Raw genomic sequence first — 18,213 nt, forward strand, 5'->3', positions numbered from 1 at the left:
GCCCGAAGGTGCCTGTCCAGCCGGTTTGGTCGGCGAGGTGTCGGTCAGTAGACTGTGCACTCGGCCCGCTACGGCATTGTCGCGCGGGCTACGCCGCCTTAGCTCAGTCGGTAGAGCAGCTCACTCGTAATGAGCAGGTCGCGGGTTCGATTCCCGTGGGCGGCTCCGCGAAAACCCCAGCAATCCCTCGGGACCTGCTGGGGTTTCGTGGTTCCGGCCGCGCATCGATGGTTCAGCTGTTGACGTCGACGACCGTGCGTCCGCGGACGCGCCCGGCAAGGATCTCGGGTGCGAGGGTGATCGTGTCGGCGAGGCTGATCGTCTCGGTCATCGAGTCGAGGAGGCCGAGGTCGAGTTCCGACCCCAGAGCGTCCCACGCCCGCTGCCGGACCTCATGCGGTGCGTCGACGGAGTTCGCGCCGGTCAGCGTGACGTCGCGCAGGATGAACGGCATCACCGTCGTCGGCAGATCCGGCCCCTGCGCGAGGCCGCAGGCCACGACGGTGCCGCCGTAGTTCGTCTGCGCAAGGATGTTCGCGAGGGTCGCACTGCCGACGGAGTCGTACGCTCCCGCCCAGCGTTGCGACTGCAGCGGCCGCCCGGCCTCGGCGAGCTCGGCACGGTCGATGAGGTCTGCGGCGCCGAGGCCGCGCAGGTAGTCGCCCTGCTCGTCGATGCGCCCTGTCGAGGCGACCACGCGGTATCCACGCCGCGCGAGCAGAGAGATCGCGACCGACCCGACGCCGCCCGCAGCGCCCGTCACGAGGATGTCGCCGGAGTCCGGCGTGAGACCCGCGTCGGAGAGCTTGAGCACCCCGATCATGGCGGTGAACCCGGCCGTGCCGATCGCCGCAGCACGGTCGGGGGAGATCGAGTCGGGGAGTCGCACCAGCGAATCCGCAGCCAGATGGGCGCGGGTGGCGAAGCCCCCGTGCTTGAATTCGCCGAGGCCGTCGCCGTTCGCCACAACCACGTCACCGGGCTTCCACGCCTCCGAAGAGGAGGACGTGACCCGACCTACGACGTCGATGCCGGGAATGAGCGGGAAGGTTCGTGCCACGCCTGAGCCAGCGATGGCGAGGCCGTCCTTGAAGTTGAAACTGGAGTAGAGTACGTCGACCTGCACATCCCCCTGGAGCATCGAGGCCTCGTCGGCATCGATTACCTGCGCCGCAGCGCCTTTCGATTCCACCACTACTGCTCGCATGCCCCCACCCTAGGACCGGGGCGTGGCAGCGGTGTCAGCGACGGGTGAGTTCGATGCGGTGCGAGCGATCCCAGGGGATGTCCGGGTTCAGCGAGCCGAAGCTGTACAGCACGCGCGTCTCCTGCGAGCCGTCGGCGGCGAGCTGACCGACCGGCTCGAACCGGAGGCCCATCAGGCGGCCCGACGCCAGCAGCGTGCCGTTCTTGTCGAAGATCTGAGCGGCTCGGTCGGTGACCCCGTCGTAGTCCTCGCTGAACGCGTTGTACAGCTCGCGACCCGTGAAGGTCTCTACGGTCGCCTCGGTATCGGGGCCCATGTCGATATCGAAGTAGGTGCTCATAACTCCATCGTGCACCCGGTTACCAGCGGGTAGCCAGGGCCGGGCGCAAACCTGGAATAGACGGCGGCAAACTGTCCCGGGCACTGTCGGCTACCGGCCGGTGAAGGAGTGATGAACAGCACATCAACGCGGTTGGCATACTGTCTCGCGTGTCAGGGTCGATTCGGACGAAGCGGTAGGTATTTGAGGCGATGGCTGAGAACTCACAGGGTACGGGCGATTCCCGCGCGTCGTATGACACGCACCGGGACGCATGGGTGGCGCGCGAGGAGCTCGCGGAGCGGCTGATCCCCCTGATCGGTCGCCTGTACCGCGACTACGGCGTCGTCACGTCGATCCACGGGCACCGGATCATCAACCTGTCCGCCACCGCTGTCATATCGGTGCACGAGCGAGCACAGGAGCTCGGTCACGAGGCCCTGACCCTGGAGCAGACCGAGAAGGTGCTGCGGGGTCTTCTCGCCATCGCGCCGGCACCGGCCTCGATCGACGTGGCCCGGCTGGCGATGCTGCTGCGTGAGCGCGGCGACGCCGCTGGTGACGACGCCGCTGTCGAGCGCTTCCTGCGCGAGGAGATCGCGAAGCGGAACCTGCCTGAGGCTGGTGCTGAGGACGGCGCCGACGTGGTGCTCTACGGTTTCGGCCGGATCGGGCGCCTGCTCGCGCGCATCCTGATCAGCCACGGCGGCAACGGACACGGCCTGCGGCTGAGGGCCGTCGTCGTCCGCCGGGGTGCGAAGAACGACCTGGAGAAGCGAGCGAGCCTGCTGGCTCGGGACTCTGTTCACGGTCCCTTCCCGGGCTCGGTGACGCTCGACGAGGAGAACGACGTCATCGTCGCCAATGGCACGCGGATCCAGGTCATCTACTCCGACGATCCGGCATCGATCGATTACACCGCGTACGGAATCTCCGACGCCCTCGTCGTCGACAACACGGGTCGTTGGCGCGACGAGGAGGGGCTCGCACAGCACCTGCGGAGCAAGGGCGTCGCGCGAGTACTGCTGACTGCGCCGGGCAAGGCGCCGCTGAAGAACATCGTGCACGGCATCAACGACAGCACGATCACCGACGCGGACAGGATCGTGTCGGCGGCTTCCTGCACCACGAATGCCATCACACCGGTTCTCAAGGCGCTGAACGAGGCGTACGGCATCCAGCGAGGCCACGTCGAGACGGTGCACTCGTTCACCAACGATCAGAACCTCATCGACAACCTCCACAAGGGTGACCGCCGGGGCCGCTCGGCGGTGCTCAACATGGTGATCACCGAGACCGGTGCCGCCAAGGCCGTCGCGAAGGCGCTGCCGGAGCTCGAGGGCAAGCTCAGCGGCTCCAGTATCCGCGTGCCCACCCCGGACGTGTCTCTGGCGATCCTCAACATCACGCTGGACCGGGAGACGACGAAGGACGAGGTCAACGACTATCTTCGTCGCGTCTCGCTGCACTCCAAGCTGCGCCAGCAGATCGACTACGTCGAGTCCCCGGAGGTCGTGTCCACCGACTTCGTCGGATCGCATCGCGCGGGCATCGTCGACGGCTTGGCGACCATCGTCGACGGCGTCAACCTGGTGCTCTACGTCTGGTACGACAACGAGTACGGCTACTCATGCCAGGTCGTCCGCGTCCTCGAGCGTATGTCGGGCATCCACCCCGTAGTCGTCCCCGCTCGCGCGGACATCTCGCTGGCGCAGTAGGTCTCGTGGTCCGGCCGGCCCGCCCGGAGGATGCGCTCGCCGTGGCGCGCGTGCACGTCCGGGCGTGGCAGGACGGTTACGCGGGTCTCGAGATCGAGTACCGGGTCGACCTCACCGGCCCCTGAGACGGGCCACGACGGGGCGCATCGCGTCGACGGTGTGGCCGCCGAGCGACAGCAGCGAGATGCCGTACTGCTCGCGCCGGCGGATCAGGGTCTCGCAGATCTGATCCGTGTCGCCGTCGAGCAACGCGGGGGAGTCGTTCGCCGCCAGCGCATCCAGGTCGGAGCCTATGAAACGCTGCACGAACTCGGGAGCCTCGCGGCCCACCACGAACACCGACGCCGCGATCTCGACCCGCCCACGCAGCGGTTCGGTGGCGGCGGCGAGCTGCTGCGCCGTCGTCGACGGCGGGACCGCGAGGGCCACGGTGTCGGCGCGCGCCGCGCCCAGCGCGAGGGCCTTGGGGCCGCCGGCCGCGAGCAATACGGGCGTGTGCGGTCCGTCGCCGTCGATCTCCGCGAGCGCGTCGATCGTCTGCTGGACGCGCGCGAGGCGTTCCCCCGCGGTGCCGTACGGGACGCCGAGTGCCTCGGCGTCGGCGGCCACATCCGGTCGCCCGGTACCGATGCCGAGTCGGAACCGGCCGCCGCTCACCGTGGCGAGCGAACGGGCCTGCCACGCCGCATGCCTCGGATCGTGCAGCGGTGACGCTACGACGAACGTGCCGACCTCCAGGGTCGTGGTGGCGCCGAGCGCCACCCCAGCGGCGGTGAAACCGTCGGGCAGCGGGTAGTTCTCGGGGATCAGCAGGGCGTCGAAGCCGTCGGCCTCCACGGCGCGGGCGTAGGACGCCCAGTCACCGAGGTTCGGCGCTGGCAGGGCTGTGACTGCGAAGCGGAACGGGTTCGTGGCCATGGTGCCCACCATGCCCCTCCGGTCGATGCACCGCAACGGAACCGGCGCAGACCGGGCGAATCGCCGGGTCTGCGCCGCGATCCGGGTGAGTCAGGCCATCCAGGCCGGCGTCTTCGGTGCCGGCACGTCGAACGCCCTCGCGATGTCAGCCAGGATGCGGTAGGCGCCCTGCACGCTGACGGATGTCATCCACTCCTCGTCGGAGACCTGAACGACCTTGGGCGCCAACGGAGTCCACAGTGGGTTACGCGCGAATGCAGACTTGGCCGCGTTGCCGGCGTCGCCATAGGTCGTCGTGAAGATCTTGTCCGCGTCGGCCATCGCGATCTGCTCCTCGCTGATCTCCACGGTGAATTCGTGCACGTCCTGCGGCTTGGGGCGTGCGAGCCCGGCGTCCTGCAGGACGTTGCCGGAGAACGAGTCCAGGGCGTACAAGCGCGTCGGGCCGTCCAGGAACCGAACGACCGAGATCGTGGTTCCCGCGCCGGCCTTCGCTTTCACGGCGTCGCCGACCTGCTTGGCGGCGGCCTCGTACTCATGCATCCGCTCGGCGGCGAGCTGCTCCTTGCCGAGCGCCTTGGCAAGCAGCGTGATGTTCTGCTTCCACGTCGGCCCAGTGGTCTGTGACATGACCGTCGGTGCGATCTTGGCGAGCTTGTCGTGGATCTTCTCGTGCCGGACCTTCGCGCTCACGATCAGGTCGGGCTTCAGGGTGATCAGCTGCTCCAGGTCGGGAGACGCGATCGGCCCGACCGACACCGCGTGCGCGCCGTAGTTCTTCGCAGATGCTCCGAGGTAGCCGGGCAGCGCGTCGGTGATGTTGTGATACTGCGTGTACGCGATCAGCGGCGTGTCCAGCATCAGCACTGCCTCGGCGTACGAGTTGTCCAGGGCCGCAACACGATGAGGCTGTGCGGGGATCTCGACTTCGCCCGTCGCGTCTATGACGGTGCGCGGGAATCCCCCTGCTGTCGACGACGGCGATGTCGGGCGGGGGTCCGGCGCGGACGTGCCGCACGCGGCCACCAGGCCGATGATCGTGGCCGCGAGGCCGACCCGCAGTGTGCTTCGCAGGGACATGCTTCCTTCTCTCTGTCGAACAGGTAAGGCCTACCTAATCACAGAGGTCTCACAGGTGAGCCGCCGGGTTGCCCGAATCGTCTGTTTCGTGTGCGCCGCGATCTCCGCCGGCGGCCAGGCGACTCAGGCGTACTCGCCGCGGGGGCCGACCTCGCGCAGCGCCGACAGCAATGCCCGAACCGGGGCGGAGGCCTCGCGATCGTCGGGTAGTACCGCGGAGGCCGTGACCGTGAGCCGCGCGTCCGCCTCGTGTAGCAGCACGATCTCGGCTGATGGCGGTGCGGTGGACGCGTACAACACGGTCCAGGCACGCGGGTCGGCGACGATCTCGAGCAGCGATGACTTCTGCTGCGGCACAGGCGGGCCCATCATCGCCGTGCGGCCGGTCGCCGCGAACGCCTCGTCTACGACCTTGTGGATCAGCACCTGCTCTCCGCGCGGCGGTAACAGGAGCGGGTAGTCCGCCAGCTCTCCGATGTCCACCGTGCTCCGCGCGGCCAGCGGGTGCCGGCGGGCGACCGCTATCGCCAGGTCGCCAGACCACAGTGGCTCGAGCTGGATGCCCGGCATCGACGTCGACCCTCGGATCAGGGCGATATCGCACACACCACGTGCCACGGCGGATACGCGCTCGGCGAACGGTCTGATGACGAAATCGACTTCGGTGTCCGGGTACTCGCGGCGCAGTAGCGACACCGCGGCGAGCGCCTGGGCCCCGAAGCTCATGTTGCCGGCCATCCGGATCTTCTCGCGTGGCTCTGCGGCGGCGGTGTGCATAGCCTGCTCGAGCGCGAGCATCTGGCGGGCGATCGGTAGGACGCGTGCGCCGACGTCGGTGATCCGCACGGTGCGCGTCGACCGGTCGAGGAGCTTCGCGCCCAGCTCGCGTTCGAGTGCGGCGACGTGATGACTGATCGACGACTGCGATACGAACTCGCGCTCCGCGGCCCGGGAGAAACTGAGCTCGTCACACACAGACACGAAGAGCCGCAGCCTATTCAGCTCCACAAGGCGTTCCTTGCTGCGATCGATGGGCAGCGGTGAGTGGCGTCACTTATCTCGATCATCGATCAATAGTATCGCGTAATCGCGCTTGATGACCGGTCGCACCGGGCGTTGTATGAGAGGTAACCGAAAGAAGAAGGAGTTCGCCATGACCACTACGCAGCCCGTCCGCATCGATGTGGACGTCGTCATCGTGGGCTCGGGGTTCGGCGCTCTGGCCGCCGCCCAGAAGCTCGCCGGCACCGACCTCGGCGTGCTGGTCGTCTCGAAGACGACCGAGCACCTGTTCCAGCCGCTGCTCTACCAGGTCGCTACCGGCGTCCTCGCGCCCGGCGAGATCGCACCCCCGATACGCTCGATCCTGGGGCGCCACAAGAACATCGACGTCCGTCTCGGTGAGGTGATCGATGTGGATGCCGACGCGAAGACCGTGACCTATCGCTGGGGTGACGCACGCACCGTCGTCGGCTATCGCTACCTCGTCGCGGCGACCGGCGCGAGTCAGTCCTACTTCGGGCACCCCGAGTTCGCGGAGAACACGTTCGCGCTGAAGACCATCGACGACGCCCTGACGCTGCGCGACCATATCCTCGCGAATTTCGAACTTGCGCATGCACTTCCGTCTTCGGCCGAGCGGGATGAGCTGCTGAGCTTCGTGGTGGTCGGGGCCGGCGCGACCGGCGTCGAACTCGCCGGGCAGATCAGGGAACTCGCCCGCCGCTACTTCGACAGCGGGTCGGGCGGAATTCCCGCGGACGACGTACGAGTCGTCCTCGTCGACGGTGCGCCCGACGTCCTCCCCGTCTATGGCGGCAAGCTGTCCGAGTACACGGCGCGCACGCTGCGCAGGGCGGGCGTCGACGTGCGCACTGCGGCCGTCGTGACCGCCGTCGACGACGAGGGCGTCGAGCTGCACGCCGACGGCCGGGCCGCGCGGATTCCCGCGCGCACCGTCGTGTGGTCGGCGGGCGTCGAGGCGTCGGGCTTCGCCGGCGTCCTCGCGGCGGCCACCGGCTGCGCGCAGGACCGTGCGGGGCGCCTACTGGTGGGTGACGACCTCACCGTCGGCGGCCATGCGGACGTTTTCGCCATCGGTGACATGACGAGCCTGGGCGGGCTGCCCGGTCAGTCGCCCGTCGCGATGCAGCAGGGGCGGCACGCAGCCTGCATCATCGCGGGAAAAACGGCCCGCGGGACCGCTTTTCGCTACCTCGACAAGGGGTCGATGGCCACCATCGACCGGTTCCACGCCGTAGCGTCGGTGGGGCCGGTGAAGCTGACCGGTGTCGTCGCGTGGATGATGTGGCTCGCCGTGCACCTCCTGTACCTGGTGGGCTTCCGCAACAGGTACGTGGCCGTCCTGTCCTGGTTCGGCAGCTTCGTCGGCAAGAACCGGCCGCACTTCCACCTCGCGGTCCCCGGGGCGCAGGTGGCGGAACCCGCTGAGAGCGTCGAGGTCTCGGCCTGATTCAGGTCACCGAAGTCCGCACCGCCGCCCTGCACAACGGCGCGAGTACCGCGCCCGCAGCGTCCAGGGCGGCGGTGTCGCGTGCAGCGCGGGCCTGCGCGATGGCGCCCTCCAGCGTGCTGATGCAGACGCTCGCGAGTTGTTCGGCCGAGGTGGCATCGGCGCCGTCGGCGACGAGTCGGGCCGCGAACCGCCGGCGCCACGACTCGAAGACCTCCTCGGCTGCGGCGGCTAGGGCCGGCTCGTCGGGGCCCGCGCCGGCAGCGGCGAGTACGGGGCACCCGCGCGTGTAGTCGCTCTCCGCGAGCACACGTCGCCAGTAGCCGGCCATGCCGGTGACCGCGTCCGCCGCATCGTGACCCGAGAGCAACTCGGCGAACACGTCGCCGATCACGGAGCCGGCCCAGCGTGTGGTGGCCTCCATCAGTTCGGTCTTGCCACCCGGGAAGTACTGGTACAGGGACCCTCTCGCCGTGCCGCTGTGGGCGAGCAGTTCGGCCACGCCGGTCGCATGTACTCCGCGCTCGCACATGAGTACGGCGGCGCTGGTGAGCAGTCGCTGCCGGGGCCCGACGGTCGTCATCTCCGAAGTCCTTCCTATAGACCGATCAGTCTATAGCGGTGTAGCGTCGGCTGCCGAGTAGACCGATCGGTCTACAAGGCAGACGGGAGTGACCATTGGAGACCATCACGCTCGAGCGGGACGGGCACGTTCTGCTCATCGGGCTGAACCGACCAGACAAGCGCAACGCGTTCGACCTGGCGATGCTGGGCGAGCTGTCCGAGGCCTACGCGCTGCTAGAGGAGGACGGCGACCTGCGGTGCGGCGTCCTGTTCGCCCACGGCGACCACTTCACCGGTGGTCTGGATCTCGTGGACGTCGGGCCCGCCATCGCGTCGGGACGTTCGCCGTTTCCGGAGGGCGGGCGAGACCCGTGGCGGCTCGACGGCACCTGGACGACACCGATCGTCGCCGCGGCACAGGGCTGGGTCATGACGCTGGGCATCGAGCTGTTGCTCGCGGCCGACATCCGCGTCGCCTCGACGGGCGCACGCTTCAGTCAACTCGAGGTGCGCCGTGGGATCTACCCGTTCGGCGGGGCCACCCTGCGGTTCCCGCGGACGGCGGGGTGGGGCGACGCCATGCGGTGGATGCTCACCGGAGACGAGTTCGACGCCGCGGAGGCACACCGTATCGGCGTCGTGCAGGAGATCGTCGACGGTGATCCGCTCGCCCGCGCTCGGGAGATCGCCCGGACCGTGGCCGAATCGGCTGCCCCACTGGGGGTCCAGGCCGTGCTCGACAGTGCGCACCGAGCGCGCCTGGAGGGCGATGCCGCGGCGGCCGAGCGTCTCGCGCCCGAGGTGGCGAGGCTGTTCGGCACCGACGACGGTGCGGAGGGGATGAGGTCGTTCGTCGAGCGGAGGCCGGCCGTGTTCACGGGGCGCTGAGCGGTGCCGATCCGATCGGCGTGAGCGCAATGTTGACCTCGAGTGGGGTTGATGCGGGAGGGTTGAAGTATGTCTGATTCCCCGCACCCCATCGCCCCGCTCTCGGTGGGCGGCACCGACGACGACGTGCGCGCCGTGGTGGAGTTCGTGCAGCGGCTGCCGCGGGTGCAGCGTGCGGGCCGCGCTGCGGAGTTCCGCGAGCTCTTCCGCGAAGACGCCGTGTGGACCACCGCGCACGGCCGGCGGCTGACCGGCCGGGCCGCGATCGACGCGTTCACCGCCACCGCGCTGCCGCGCTCGATGGCCGACCACACCGGCGACTACGACATCGAGCGGATCCTGTTCGTGCGCCCCGACGTCGCCGTCGTCACCGTGCGGGTCCGCCCGCACGCCCTCGACGGTGCCCGGCTGCGCCATGTGCCGGACACCGCGCCGCTCTACGTGCTCTCCCGTGACGACGGCCGGTGGCGCATCGCCGCCGCGCAGTCGACGGCCGTGTTCGACGATGCCGGGATCTCGATCCGCGCAAGCTGATTCAGGGGACCTGCAGCCTGCGGGCGATATCTGCGAGCACGCGCAGTTCGTCCGTGGTCAGGGCCTCGAGTTCGGGTGGCGCGATTCCAGGTGGACTGACGGCGTCCGCTACTGTGGCCCGTCCCGCAGCCGTGAGCGAGACCAGCCGCGCGCGACGGTCGTGCGGGTCCGGGGTCCTGTCCACGAGCCCGCGCTCGACCAGGTCGTTGACGGCGACGGTGGCGGCCGGGGCGTCCATATCGGCGGATTCCGCAATGCGCCCGATCGTCATGGGGCCGCGCCGCAGCCGCTTGAGCACGCGAACCCTGCTGAAGGGTAGTCCGGCTCGCTCGGCCGCCGCGCGACGGAACGCCCCGCGGCGCTCCATCACCGCGTGCGTGAGCAGCGCCCAGACCTCGTCGGGAGTGTCATCGGGCATCGCCGGCCCCCGCCCCGAGCAGTGGCGCCGTGCGCTCGACCGAGCGTTGCGCTGCAGCGGAATTCGACAGTATTCCCAGCACCAGCACGCCGGCCGCGAGTGCCGCGATCACCCACCAGAGCCCCGCCCCCGCCAGCAGACCGCACAGGGCGACGCCGAGGCTCGATCCGACCTGCCGGCTCGTCGATGCGACGGCGGACGCGGCACCGGCGCGTTCGATGGGCATCCCACTCACCGCCGAATTGGTGATCGGAGCGTTGACCAGACCGAAGCCCACGCCGAAGACCGCGAACACCACGACGAGTAGGGGGACCGGCGTGGCCGAGGTCACGGTCGTCAGCAGGACCGAAGCGGCGGTCATGAGGATCCCGGCGCCGAGGAGAGAGGGCCGCGTCCCGTATCTGCCGACGAGCCGTCCGGACAGGGGCGCGGCGAGGAACACGCCGAGCGCCATGGGGAGGAACAGCACGCCGGTCTCGATCGATGAGAAGTGCCGCGTGTCCTGCAGATAGATGGACATGGTGAAGAGGAATGCGGCGAGCCCTGCGAACGCGAACACCGCGGTCACGGTCGCGGCCGAGAACGGGATGCTGCGGAAGAACCGCAGGTCGATGAACGGGGTCGGGTGGCGACGCTCATGCCAGATGAACCCGGCCAGCGCCGCAACCGTGACGATCAGCATCAGCGGCCGCTTCTCGATGAGGCCGAAGACGAGCGTGAACAGCGTGACCACCGCGAAGACCTGGCCGATCGGGTCGATGCGGCGAGCCGATGCCGAGCGGGACTCCGGCACCACCAGGAATGTGCCGGCGAGCGCCGCGGCGCAGATCGGCAGGTTGATCCAGAACACCGACTGCCAACCGAGAGAGTCGATCAGCAGACCACCCACCAGCGGGCCGATGGCCGTCGACAACCCGACGACGGCGCCCCACATGCCGATCGCGCGGGCGCGTTCGACGCGGCCGGTGAACACCGTCGTGATGATGGACATGGCCACGGGGTTGAGCATCGAGCCGCCGATCGCCTGGACGAAACGCGCCGCGATGAGAACGCCGATCGACGGCGCCAGGCTGCACAACAGCGAACCGACGGCGAAGGCGACCAAGCCGATTCGGAACACCCGGCGACGCCCGAATCGGTCGGCGGCCGCCCCTGACAGCATGAGCAGGCTCGCGAGCGTGAGCGTGTAGACGTCGACGACCCACTGCAGGTGGCTGACGGGAGTATGTAGGTCGGTGCGGATGGCCGGCAGAGCGACGTTGACGATCGTCGCGTCCATCGACGATATGAGCAGGGACAGACAGCACGTCAGCAGGACGAGCTGCTTCCTTCGCGCGCTCAGCTCCGCGATGGTTGTAGTCATACAATCATTGTAAGAACATAAATAAGTTCGTAGCAAGTAGGTGGCCCATTGGTCGCTGTCCGACCTGCCGATACCACGCGCCCCCACCTTCGATACGTCGACTATTGCGTAGCGGAGCCGACAGCGCGTGTCTACGGCAGGACCGGCAGTGGCGGCAGTGGTTTCTCGTAGAGCCACCGCTGCCAGAAGTCGCGGAGCGGGTGCGGGCTGAAGGCGGAGGCCAGGCTCACCAGGTTCTCGGTGGACACCGACGTGTGCCAGTACCTGGCGGTCCAATCCTGCAGCAGCGCGAAGAAATTCGCGTCACCGATCTCGACCCGCAGCGCGTGCAACGTGAGTGCGCCGCGCTTGTAGACGCGGTCGTCGAACATATCGGCCGGGCCGGGGTCGCCGAGCACGATGTCCTGTGGCGAGGATGCCAGCCGACGGTAGTAGCGCGCCGCCATGCCCTGCGTCGTGCCGCTGCCGCACTCCTGCGCCCACAGCCACTCGCTGTAGCAGGCGAACCCTTCGTGCAGCCAGATGTCCTTCCATCGGGTGAGGGTCAGCGAGTTGCCGAACCACTGGTGCGCGAGCTCATGCGCGATGAGGCGTTCGGAGTCGTGGCTGCCGTTGCAGTGGTTGGCGCCGAACGTGGAGACGCCCTGCGCCTCGATCGGGATCTCCAGTGTGTCGTCGGTGACCACCACGGTGTACTGCGGGAAAGGATACGGGCCGAACCAATGCGTGAACGCGCGCATGATCTGCTCTTGCCGGTCGAAACTGCGCGCGAACTCACCGCGCAGCCGGGCCGGAATCGCGGCGCGGATCGGTGTCGGCTTGTCCGCGATCTTCAGGTACTCGTACTGGCCGATCTGGATGGTTGCGAGGTAGGTCGCCATCGGGGCCGCCTGCTCGAACACCCAGGTGGTGTGACCTGCGGACGTACTGCGTGCAACCAGGACTCCGTTCGAGACGACGTGGTACGGCGAATCGGTGGTGATCGCCAGCCGATAGGACGCCTTGGACGCAGGATGGTCGTCGCACGGGAACCAGCTGGACGCGCCGTTGGGCTGAGACGCGACCAGCACGCCGTCGGTGAGCTCCTCCCAGCCGACCTCACCCCACTGGCCGCGGATGGGGCCGGGCGGGCCCCCGTACCGGATGCCGACGGTCATCGCTGCGCCCGCCGGGAGCTCGCCGGGGAGTGTGATCTCGAGTTTCCCGCGGCGCTGCGCGAATCGTGCCACGCGCCGTCCGTTGACGCTTACCTTGGTGGGCTTCATGGTGTCCGCGAGGTCGAGGCAGAACCGGGTGAGGGGCACCGTCGTCGTCGCGGTGATCGTTGCGCGTCCCGTGAGCCGGTTGCTCGGCACCTTGTAGTCGATCTCGAGGTCGTAGCGCGACACCCGATAGCCGGTGTTGCCGTTGTTCGGCAGGTACGGGTCGATTCCGCGCACGATGGAGTGGGTGCCGGTCACCGGCCCGCCTACGCCGCCGTTGCCGCCTGCGGTCTTCTTGGCCGGTTTACGCGCCACGCAGGCACATCCTCTCGGTGTATTCGGTTCCTCGGCTCGCCCACTCTACTTGCGCGTGAGCACGCTCGCCGGATGAGCCGGGTGCGCATCGACAGATATTGACAGCAGGCTGTCATGGCTGAATAATGACAGCAGGCTGTCAATAATTTGGAGGCGGATCGTGACCGACGTGGTGCTGTACGTGACGGAGACGATGGCGGACTGGGAGTACGGATTCCTCATGGCGGGGCTCGCGTGGGCACGGGAGAACGGGGCCGACCTGAGCGTCGCCACCGCCGGCGAGGCACGGGATCCCTTGCGCAGCAAGGGCGGCATCGCAGTGCTCCCGGACCGGGCGCTCGACGAGGTCGGGGTCCCGGACCTGCTGATCCTGCCCGGAGCCGAGACCTGGGGCGACGGGCATGCAGACGCGCTGCTGCTCGCGCGCCGCGTCCGCGAGCAGGGCGGAACGGTGGCCGCCATCTGCGGCGCGACTCTTGGGCTGGCGCGTGACGGGCAACTCGACAGCGTGGACCACACGTCCAACGCTCGCGACTTCCTCGCGGGGGCGGCCGGCTACCGCGGTGCCGGGCGGTACCGGGAGGAGCGTGTCGTCACCGACGGTGGGGTCATCACGGCGCCGGCGATGTTCCCCGTCGACTTCGCGCGCGCCGTATTCGATGCCGTCGGCGCCTTCCCGCCGCCTGTGCTCGATGCGTGGTACGGGCTGTACACGACGGGGGAGCGCCGCTATTTCGACGCGCTCACCAGCGCATGAGCCGTTCACACGCAGGGGATGCGGTCACCGACCTGGTGCTCCCAGCGTTCGAGCTGAACGGCGAGTTCCTCGCCGCAGCCGAGGCCATCGCCCGGCCGGCGGGCCTGAGTCCTGCCCAGTGGCAGGTCCTCGGCGCCACGCTGGACGAACCGCTGCCGGTCGCCGAGATCGCTCGCCGGGTCGGGCTCGGCCTGGCCCGGCAGAGCGTGCAGCGGGTCGCCGACGACCTCGTCGCCCGTGGCTGGGCCGAATATCTGCCCAACCCGATGCACAAGCGCGCCAAGCTGGTGTCGCCGACGCTGCTCGGCCGAGGGACCCTCGGCCGGCTGCGTGAGGCGCAGCACGCGTGGGCGAACGCGGTCGGCGCCGCCGTGACCGAGCGCGAACTCACCGAGGCGCGCGAGCTGATCACGCGGATCAGCGCCGCGTCGCGGGCGGCGCGGGGTGCCGCCGCGACACCCGGCTCTCAGCCGAGCTAGTCGACGGTCCACGCAGCGGCGCCAGTTCGTGGTCGCCGGCTGGACGCGGTTCAGTCCCTGCTGCGCTTCTTGTCGCTCTTGGTCCACGGGGAGATCGGATTCCCCTGCCAGCGGGTGTCGGCGGGCACCGAGTCGCCGCGCATGACGAGTGACGCCGGCCCGACCGTCGCGCCGTCGCCCACCGACGACGCGGGCAGCGCCACACAGTGCGGCCCCAGGGTGGCGCCGCGCCCTAGGACAACGGTGTCCATGGCCATGATCCGGTCGTGGAACAGGTGCGTCTGCACGACGCAGCCACGCGAGACCGTCGCCGCGTCACCGAGCGTCACCAGGTCGGCCTCGGGCAGCCAGTACGTCTCGCACCACACGCCGCGGCCGATCTTGGCCCCCAGCATCCGCAGCCACAGGTTGAGGATCGGGGTGCCGGTGGCGGCATGCGCGAACCACGGCGCGGCGACGCACTCGACGAAGGCGTCCGAGAGCTCGTTCCGCCACACGAACGACGACCACAGCGGGTGCTGCTCACGCCCGATCCGGCCCACCACCAGCCACTTCGCGAAAGCGGCTACGCAGCACGCGCATGCCCCGGCGACCAGCAGTGTCACGCCCGACAGGAGCCCGGCCACCCACCACCCGAGGTTCACCGCGAAGTACTCGAGGCCGACCAGCACCGCGAGACCCAACCCGAAGCTCACGAACACGGCCAGCAGCCGCGCGGTCTCGACGATGCCGCGGGCGACCCGCAGCCCCGTCGACGGGTGGTAGGTGAGCGTGGAGTCCGTGGAGCCGGCGGTCCGGCGCAGGCGCACCGGCGGCGAGCCCAGCCACGACGTCCCGCTCTTGGCCTTCGACGGGGTCGCCGACAGCACCGCGACCAGCGAGTCCTTCGGCACCCGGCGCCCAGGCCCGGTCATGCCGGAGTTCCCGAGGAACGCGCGCTTTCCGATCTTGGCCTCGTCGATGCGCATCCATCCGCCGCCGAGCTCGTAGGAGGCGACCATGGTGTCGTCCGCCAGGAACGAGCCGTCGCCTATCGATGTGAACTTAGGGATCACCATCGCCGTCGAGATCTCCGCGTCCTTGCCGACGGAGGCGCCCAACAGACGGAACCACACCGGCGTGAGTAGCGAGGCGTAGAGCGGGAAGAGGAACGTGCGCGCGGCGTCCATCAGCCGCTCGGTCGCCCACATCTGCCAGCCGATGCGGCTGCGCACGGCGTGGTAACCGGGCCGCAGCCCGATCGACAGTAGGCGCACCGCGATCAGCGTGAACAGCGCATACACGACCAGCGCCGCGACCGCAGCGACGGGCAGAGCCGGGAGTGCGCCGGTCGCAGCCTCGCGCAGTGTCGACGTGCCCGACACGGTCCAGCCGATCAACGAGAGCCCCGCGGTGATCGCGACCATCGGCAGTGCCGCCAGCAGGATCGAGCTCACCCCGTACACGGGTACCCAGAAACTGCGCCTCGGCGGCCGCTCCTGCGGCCAAGGATGCTCGGCCTTGCCGATCTTCTCAGCGGGCGACCCGGCCCAGTGCTGCTTGGCCTTGACCTTCCCGAAGACCGCGGAACCCGGTGCGATCTCGGCGCGCCGGCCGATCCGCGTGCCCGGCAGCAGCGTCGAGCGCGCCCCGACGGACGCCTCCTCACCGATCCGGATCTCGCCGACGTGCAGCTCGTCGCCGTCCAGGTAGTGCCCCGCGAGGTCCACCTCGGGCTCCACCGAGGCGAAGTCGCCGAGTTCGAGCATGCCCGTGACGGGTGGGAGGGTGTGCAGGTCCACTCCGCGGCCGACGGTGGCTCCCAGCGCACGGGCGTAGTAGATCATCCACGGCGCCCCCGACAGCGATGCGGCGCCCGACGCCTCGGTGAACCGCTCGGCGATCCACAGTCGAAGGTGTTCGGGTCCGCCGCGCCGGTACACGCCGGGCTGGAGCCCCGACAGCAGCAGGCGGCAGGCGACCACGGACATCGTCATGCGTCCGAGCGGCGTGATGAACAGGATGAACATCACCAGTACGGCCCACCAGCCGAGAGTGGGAACCCAGGGTACGTCGGCGACGGCCGCGAAGACGTTGTTCGCGATCGCCAGCCACGTCAGCCACTGCAGACCGGTCAACGTGGTGAGCGGGATGGACAGGACCATCTGTGCGATGCCCGTCGAGCGCGGTGTGGGGCGCACGATGCGCGGTTCTGTGGTCTCGGCGGGGTCCAGCGAATCCAGTCGCGCGGCAAGGGATCCGAGCCGCGGATGATCGTAGAGGTCGGCGACGGTGACCTCGGGGTACCGCTCGCGTAGCGCCGTGACCAACTGTGCGGCGCTCAGCGAGCCGCCGCCCTCAGCGAAGAAGTCGGCATCCTCGCTGGTGATCGCGGCGCCCAGGATCCCCGTCCACTTCTCGGCGACCCACGCCGCTGTCCCGTCCAGGTCGCCGGCTTCCGCATCGCCGAGGCCGGGGAGCGGCCAGGACAGCGCGTCGCGGTCGACCTTGCCCGACGTGCGCGTCGGCAGCTCGTCGACGAGGGCGAGCCGCGGGACGAGCGCCGCCGGCAGCAGCGTGGCGAGCTGCGCACGCGCCGCGCCCAGATCGAAATCCGGATCAGTCGAGGCCAGGTACCCGACGAGCATCGATGTCCCGGCCGCGTTCTTCCGCACCGCGGCGGCGGCACCGGCGACGCCGGGGAGGTTCTGCAACGCGTTGTCGACCTCGCCCAGTTCGATGCGGCGGCCACCGACCTTCACCTGATCGTCGGCTCGGCCCTCGAACAGTAGGCCCTCCTCTTCGAGCCGCACGAGATCGCCGGAACGATAGGCGCGGTCCCAGCCGAGGGTCTCCATGGGCGCGTACTTCTCGGCGTCCTTCGCCGGATCGAGGTAGCGGGCCAGCCCGACGCCGCCGATCACCAGCTCGCCGGTCTCGCCTACCGCCACGGGCTCCCCGCCGGCGTCGACGACGGCCAGATCCCACCCCCGCAGCGGCAGCCCGATGCGCACCGGGCCGGTGCCGTCGAGCGGCGCGGCGCAGGCGACGACGGTGGCTTCCGTGGGCCCGTACGTGTTCCACACCTCCCGGCCATCGACCGCGAGCCGCTGCGCGAGCTCGGGTGGGCAGGCCTCGCCTCCGAAGATGAGCAGGCGCACCGCCTCCAGCGCCTCGGCCGGCCACATCGCGGCGAGCGTCGGCACCGTCGACACCACGGAGATGTCCCGCGACACCAGCCAGGGGCCGAGGTCCATGCCCGAGCGGACCAGTGACCGTGGCGCCGGGACCAGGCACGCGCCGTGCCTCCATGCGAGCCACATCTCCTCGCACGAGGCGTCGAAGGCAACCGACAGCCCCGCGAGTACGCGGTCGCCCGGGCCGAGGGGCTGTTCCTGGAGGAACAGGCGCGCCTCGGCGTCGACGAAGGCCGCCGAGTTGCGGTGCGAGACCGCGACGCCCTTCGGTGTGCCGGTCGAACCCGAGGTGAAGATGATCCACGAGTCGTCGTCGGGGCCGGGGTGCCGCGGGGCGCCCTCGCCGCGCTCCTTGGCACGGTCCGAGCGCCACAGGCCAGTGCCGGTGAAGACGGCCGCTACGTCGGCCTCGCCGAACACCAGGTCGGCGCGCTCCTGGGGGTCGTCGGCATCGACGGGCACGTATGCGGCGCCCGCGGCCAGCGTAGACAGGATCGCGATGTACAGCGAGCGGTGCCCGGACGGCATCCGGACGCCCACGCGGTCCCCGGTGCGCACGCCGTTGCGGGCCAGGAACTCGGCGCCCTCCGTGACCTCGTCCCACAGCTCGGAATAGGTCAGGACCAGCTCGCCGTCGTCGACCGCGGGCTCCTCGGGATATGCCTCTACGCATGCGTGGAGGACATCGACCAGCGTGCGTGGCTCGGCGGCTAGGCCGGACAGTAGGTACTGGTCGGGGATGGGATTTCTACCCACTGCGGCGGATCCTCCGGTGCGTCGGCGAGCGTGCGGAAGTTGTGCG

The 18,213-nt window shown here is 69.4% G+C and carries 16 protein-coding genes and 1 tRNA gene; 7 read left to right on the plus strand and 10 right to left on the minus strand.

The window, feature by feature from the left end:
- The first annotated feature begins 92 nt into the window (after window positions 1–92).
- Window positions 93–165, plus strand: a tRNA-Thr gene (locus tag P0W64_RS03030).
- Between the two features lie 67 nt (window positions 166–232).
- On the opposite strand, the gene P0W64_RS03035 is transcribed toward P0W64_RS03030, so the two are convergent.
- Together P0W64_RS03035 and P0W64_RS03040 are read right to left on the minus strand one after the other, a co-directional pair.
- Window positions 233–1,207: an MDR family oxidoreductase gene (locus P0W64_RS03035; RefSeq protein ID WP_275478583.1), complete on the minus strand. Its 975-nt coding sequence runs from the start codon at window positions 1,205–1,207 to the stop codon at window positions 233–235.
- A gap of 34 nt (window positions 1,208–1,241) precedes the next feature.
- Window positions 1,242–1,547 carry a hypothetical protein gene (locus P0W64_RS03040; RefSeq protein WP_275478584.1) on the minus strand — a complete coding sequence of 102 codons (306 nt, stop codon included), beginning with the start codon at window positions 1,545–1,547 and terminating at the stop codon, window positions 1,242–1,244.
- 191 nt (window positions 1,548–1,738) lie between these two features.
- On the opposite strand from P0W64_RS03040, the gene P0W64_RS03045 reads away from it, so the two are divergent.
- Complete coding sequence (locus P0W64_RS03045) at window positions 1,739–3,244, plus strand: glyceraldehyde-3-phosphate dehydrogenase (protein ID WP_275478585.1); 1,506 nt, start codon at window positions 1,739–1,741, stop codon at window positions 3,242–3,244.
- 111 nt (window positions 3,245–3,355) lie between these two features.
- Here the strand turns inward: P0W64_RS03045 and P0W64_RS03050 are convergent, their stop codons facing one another.
- The 3 genes from P0W64_RS03050 to P0W64_RS03060 all read right to left on the minus strand — a co-directional run bounded on the left by P0W64_RS03050 (window position 3,356) and on the right by P0W64_RS03060 (window position 6,250).
- On the minus strand, window positions 3,356–4,162 hold the full coding sequence (locus P0W64_RS03050) for an LLM class flavin-dependent oxidoreductase (protein ID WP_275478586.1): 807 nt from the start codon (window positions 4,160–4,162) through the stop codon (window positions 3,356–3,358).
- A gap of 90 nt (window positions 4,163–4,252) precedes the next feature.
- The gene (locus P0W64_RS03055; protein ID WP_275478587.1) at window positions 4,253–5,242 is read right to left on the minus strand and encodes an iron-siderophore ABC transporter substrate-binding protein; all 990 of its coding nucleotides are present in this window, start codon (window positions 5,240–5,242) and stop codon (window positions 4,253–4,255) included.
- A 123-nt stretch (window positions 5,243–5,365) separates the two neighbouring features.
- Window positions 5,366–6,250 (minus strand): LysR family transcriptional regulator, encoded by an 885-nt coding sequence (locus P0W64_RS03060; protein WP_275478588.1) that lies wholly within the window; start codon window positions 6,248–6,250, stop codon window positions 5,366–5,368.
- A 145-nt stretch (window positions 6,251–6,395) separates the two neighbouring features.
- Between P0W64_RS03060 and P0W64_RS03065 the strand changes: the two genes are divergently transcribed.
- On the plus strand, window positions 6,396–7,715 hold the full coding sequence (locus tag P0W64_RS03065; RefSeq protein WP_275478589.1) for an NAD(P)/FAD-dependent oxidoreductase: 1,320 nt from the start codon (window positions 6,396–6,398) through the stop codon (window positions 7,713–7,715).
- A gap of 1 nt (window position 7,716) precedes the next feature.
- Here the strand turns inward: P0W64_RS03065 and P0W64_RS03070 are convergent, their stop codons facing one another.
- The gene (locus tag P0W64_RS03070; RefSeq protein WP_275478590.1) at window positions 7,717–8,298 is read right to left on the minus strand and encodes a TetR/AcrR family transcriptional regulator; all 582 of its coding nucleotides are present in this window, start codon (window positions 8,296–8,298) and stop codon (window positions 7,717–7,719) included.
- 95 nt (window positions 8,299–8,393) lie between these two features.
- Here P0W64_RS03070 and P0W64_RS03075 point away from each other — a divergent pair, with 95 nt between their 5' ends.
- The gene (locus P0W64_RS03075; protein ID WP_275478591.1) at window positions 8,394–9,167 is read left to right on the plus strand and encodes a crotonase/enoyl-CoA hydratase family protein; all 774 of its coding nucleotides are present in this window, start codon (window positions 8,394–8,396) and stop codon (window positions 9,165–9,167) included.
- 69 nt (window positions 9,168–9,236) lie between these two features.
- Window positions 9,237–9,701, plus strand: a complete 465-nt coding sequence (locus tag P0W64_RS03080) for an SgcJ/EcaC family oxidoreductase (RefSeq protein ID WP_275478592.1) — start codon at window positions 9,237–9,239, stop codon at window positions 9,699–9,701.
- A 1-nt stretch (window position 9,702) separates the two neighbouring features.
- Here the strand turns inward: P0W64_RS03080 and P0W64_RS03085 are convergent, their stop codons facing one another.
- The 3 genes from P0W64_RS03085 to P0W64_RS03095 all read right to left on the minus strand — a co-directional run bounded on the left by P0W64_RS03085 (window position 9,703) and on the right by P0W64_RS03095 (window position 12,942).
- Complete coding sequence (locus P0W64_RS03085; RefSeq protein ID WP_275478593.1) at window positions 9,703–10,119, minus strand: MarR family transcriptional regulator; 417 nt, start codon at window positions 10,117–10,119, stop codon at window positions 9,703–9,705.
- On the minus strand, window positions 10,109–11,482 hold the full coding sequence (locus P0W64_RS03090) for an MFS transporter (RefSeq protein WP_275478594.1): 1,374 nt from the start codon (window positions 11,480–11,482) through the stop codon (window positions 10,109–10,111). The genes P0W64_RS03085 and P0W64_RS03090 overlap by 11 nt, the downstream gene beginning before the upstream one ends.
- Window positions 11,483–11,613: 131 nt before the next feature.
- Window positions 11,614–12,942, minus strand: a complete 1,329-nt coding sequence (locus P0W64_RS03095; protein WP_275478745.1) for a M1 family metallopeptidase — start codon at window positions 12,940–12,942, stop codon at window positions 11,614–11,616.
- 217 nt (window positions 12,943–13,159) lie between these two features.
- Between P0W64_RS03095 and P0W64_RS03100 the strand changes: the two genes are divergently transcribed.
- Window positions 13,160–13,756, plus strand: coding sequence for a DJ-1/PfpI family protein (locus P0W64_RS03100; RefSeq protein WP_275478595.1), 597 nt, complete (start codon window positions 13,160–13,162; stop codon window positions 13,754–13,756).
- Complete coding sequence (locus tag P0W64_RS03105; RefSeq protein WP_275478596.1) at window positions 13,753–14,235, plus strand: MarR family transcriptional regulator; 483 nt, start codon at window positions 13,753–13,755, stop codon at window positions 14,233–14,235. The genes P0W64_RS03100 and P0W64_RS03105 overlap by 4 nt, the downstream gene beginning before the upstream one ends.
- A gap of 50 nt (window positions 14,236–14,285) precedes the next feature.
- Here P0W64_RS03105 and P0W64_RS03110 read toward each other — a convergent pair whose 3' ends face one another.
- Window positions 14,286–18,167 (minus strand): Pls/PosA family non-ribosomal peptide synthetase, encoded by a 3,882-nt coding sequence (locus P0W64_RS03110; protein ID WP_275478597.1) that lies wholly within the window; start codon window positions 18,165–18,167, stop codon window positions 14,286–14,288.
- Window positions 18,168–18,213 lie beyond the last annotated feature (46 nt).

The sequence above is a fragment of the Tsukamurella sp. 8F genome (assembly GCF_029167375.1).
Classification (GTDB): Bacteria; Actinomycetota; Actinomycetes; order Mycobacteriales; family Mycobacteriaceae; genus Tsukamurella.

Bases quoted from the DNA above. Each gene is read 5' to 3' on its own strand.
- P0W64_RS03035 (WP_275478583.1), bottom strand. From the start codon at position 1,207: ATGCGAGCAGTAGTGGTGGAATCGAAAGGCGCTGCGGCGCAGGTAATC.
- P0W64_RS03040 (WP_275478584.1), bottom strand. From the start codon at position 1,547: ATGAGCACCTACTTCGATATCGACATGGGCCCCGATACCGAGGCGACC.
- P0W64_RS03045 (WP_275478585.1), top strand. From the start codon at position 1,739: ATGGCTGAGAACTCACAGGGTACGGGCGATTCCCGCGCGTCGTATGAC.
- P0W64_RS03050 (WP_275478586.1), bottom strand. From the start codon at position 4,162: ATGGCCACGAACCCGTTCCGCTTCGCAGTCACAGCCCTGCCAGCGCCG.
- P0W64_RS03055 (WP_275478587.1), bottom strand. From the start codon at position 5,242: ATGTCCCTGCGAAGCACACTGCGGGTCGGCCTCGCGGCCACGATCATC.
- P0W64_RS03065 (WP_275478589.1), top strand. From the start codon at position 6,396: ATGACCACTACGCAGCCCGTCCGCATCGATGTGGACGTCGTCATCGTG.
- P0W64_RS03070 (WP_275478590.1), bottom strand. From the start codon at position 8,298: ATGACGACCGTCGGGCCCCGGCAGCGACTGCTCACCAGCGCCGCCGTA.
- P0W64_RS03080 (WP_275478592.1), top strand. From the start codon at position 9,237: ATGTCTGATTCCCCGCACCCCATCGCCCCGCTCTCGGTGGGCGGCACC.
- P0W64_RS03085 (WP_275478593.1), bottom strand. From the start codon at position 10,119: ATGCCCGATGACACTCCCGACGAGGTCTGGGCGCTGCTCACGCACGCG.
- P0W64_RS03090 (WP_275478594.1), bottom strand. From the start codon at position 11,482: ATGACTACAACCATCGCGGAGCTGAGCGCGCGAAGGAAGCAGCTCGTC.
- P0W64_RS03105 (WP_275478596.1), top strand. From the start codon at position 13,753: ATGAGCCGTTCACACGCAGGGGATGCGGTCACCGACCTGGTGCTCCCA.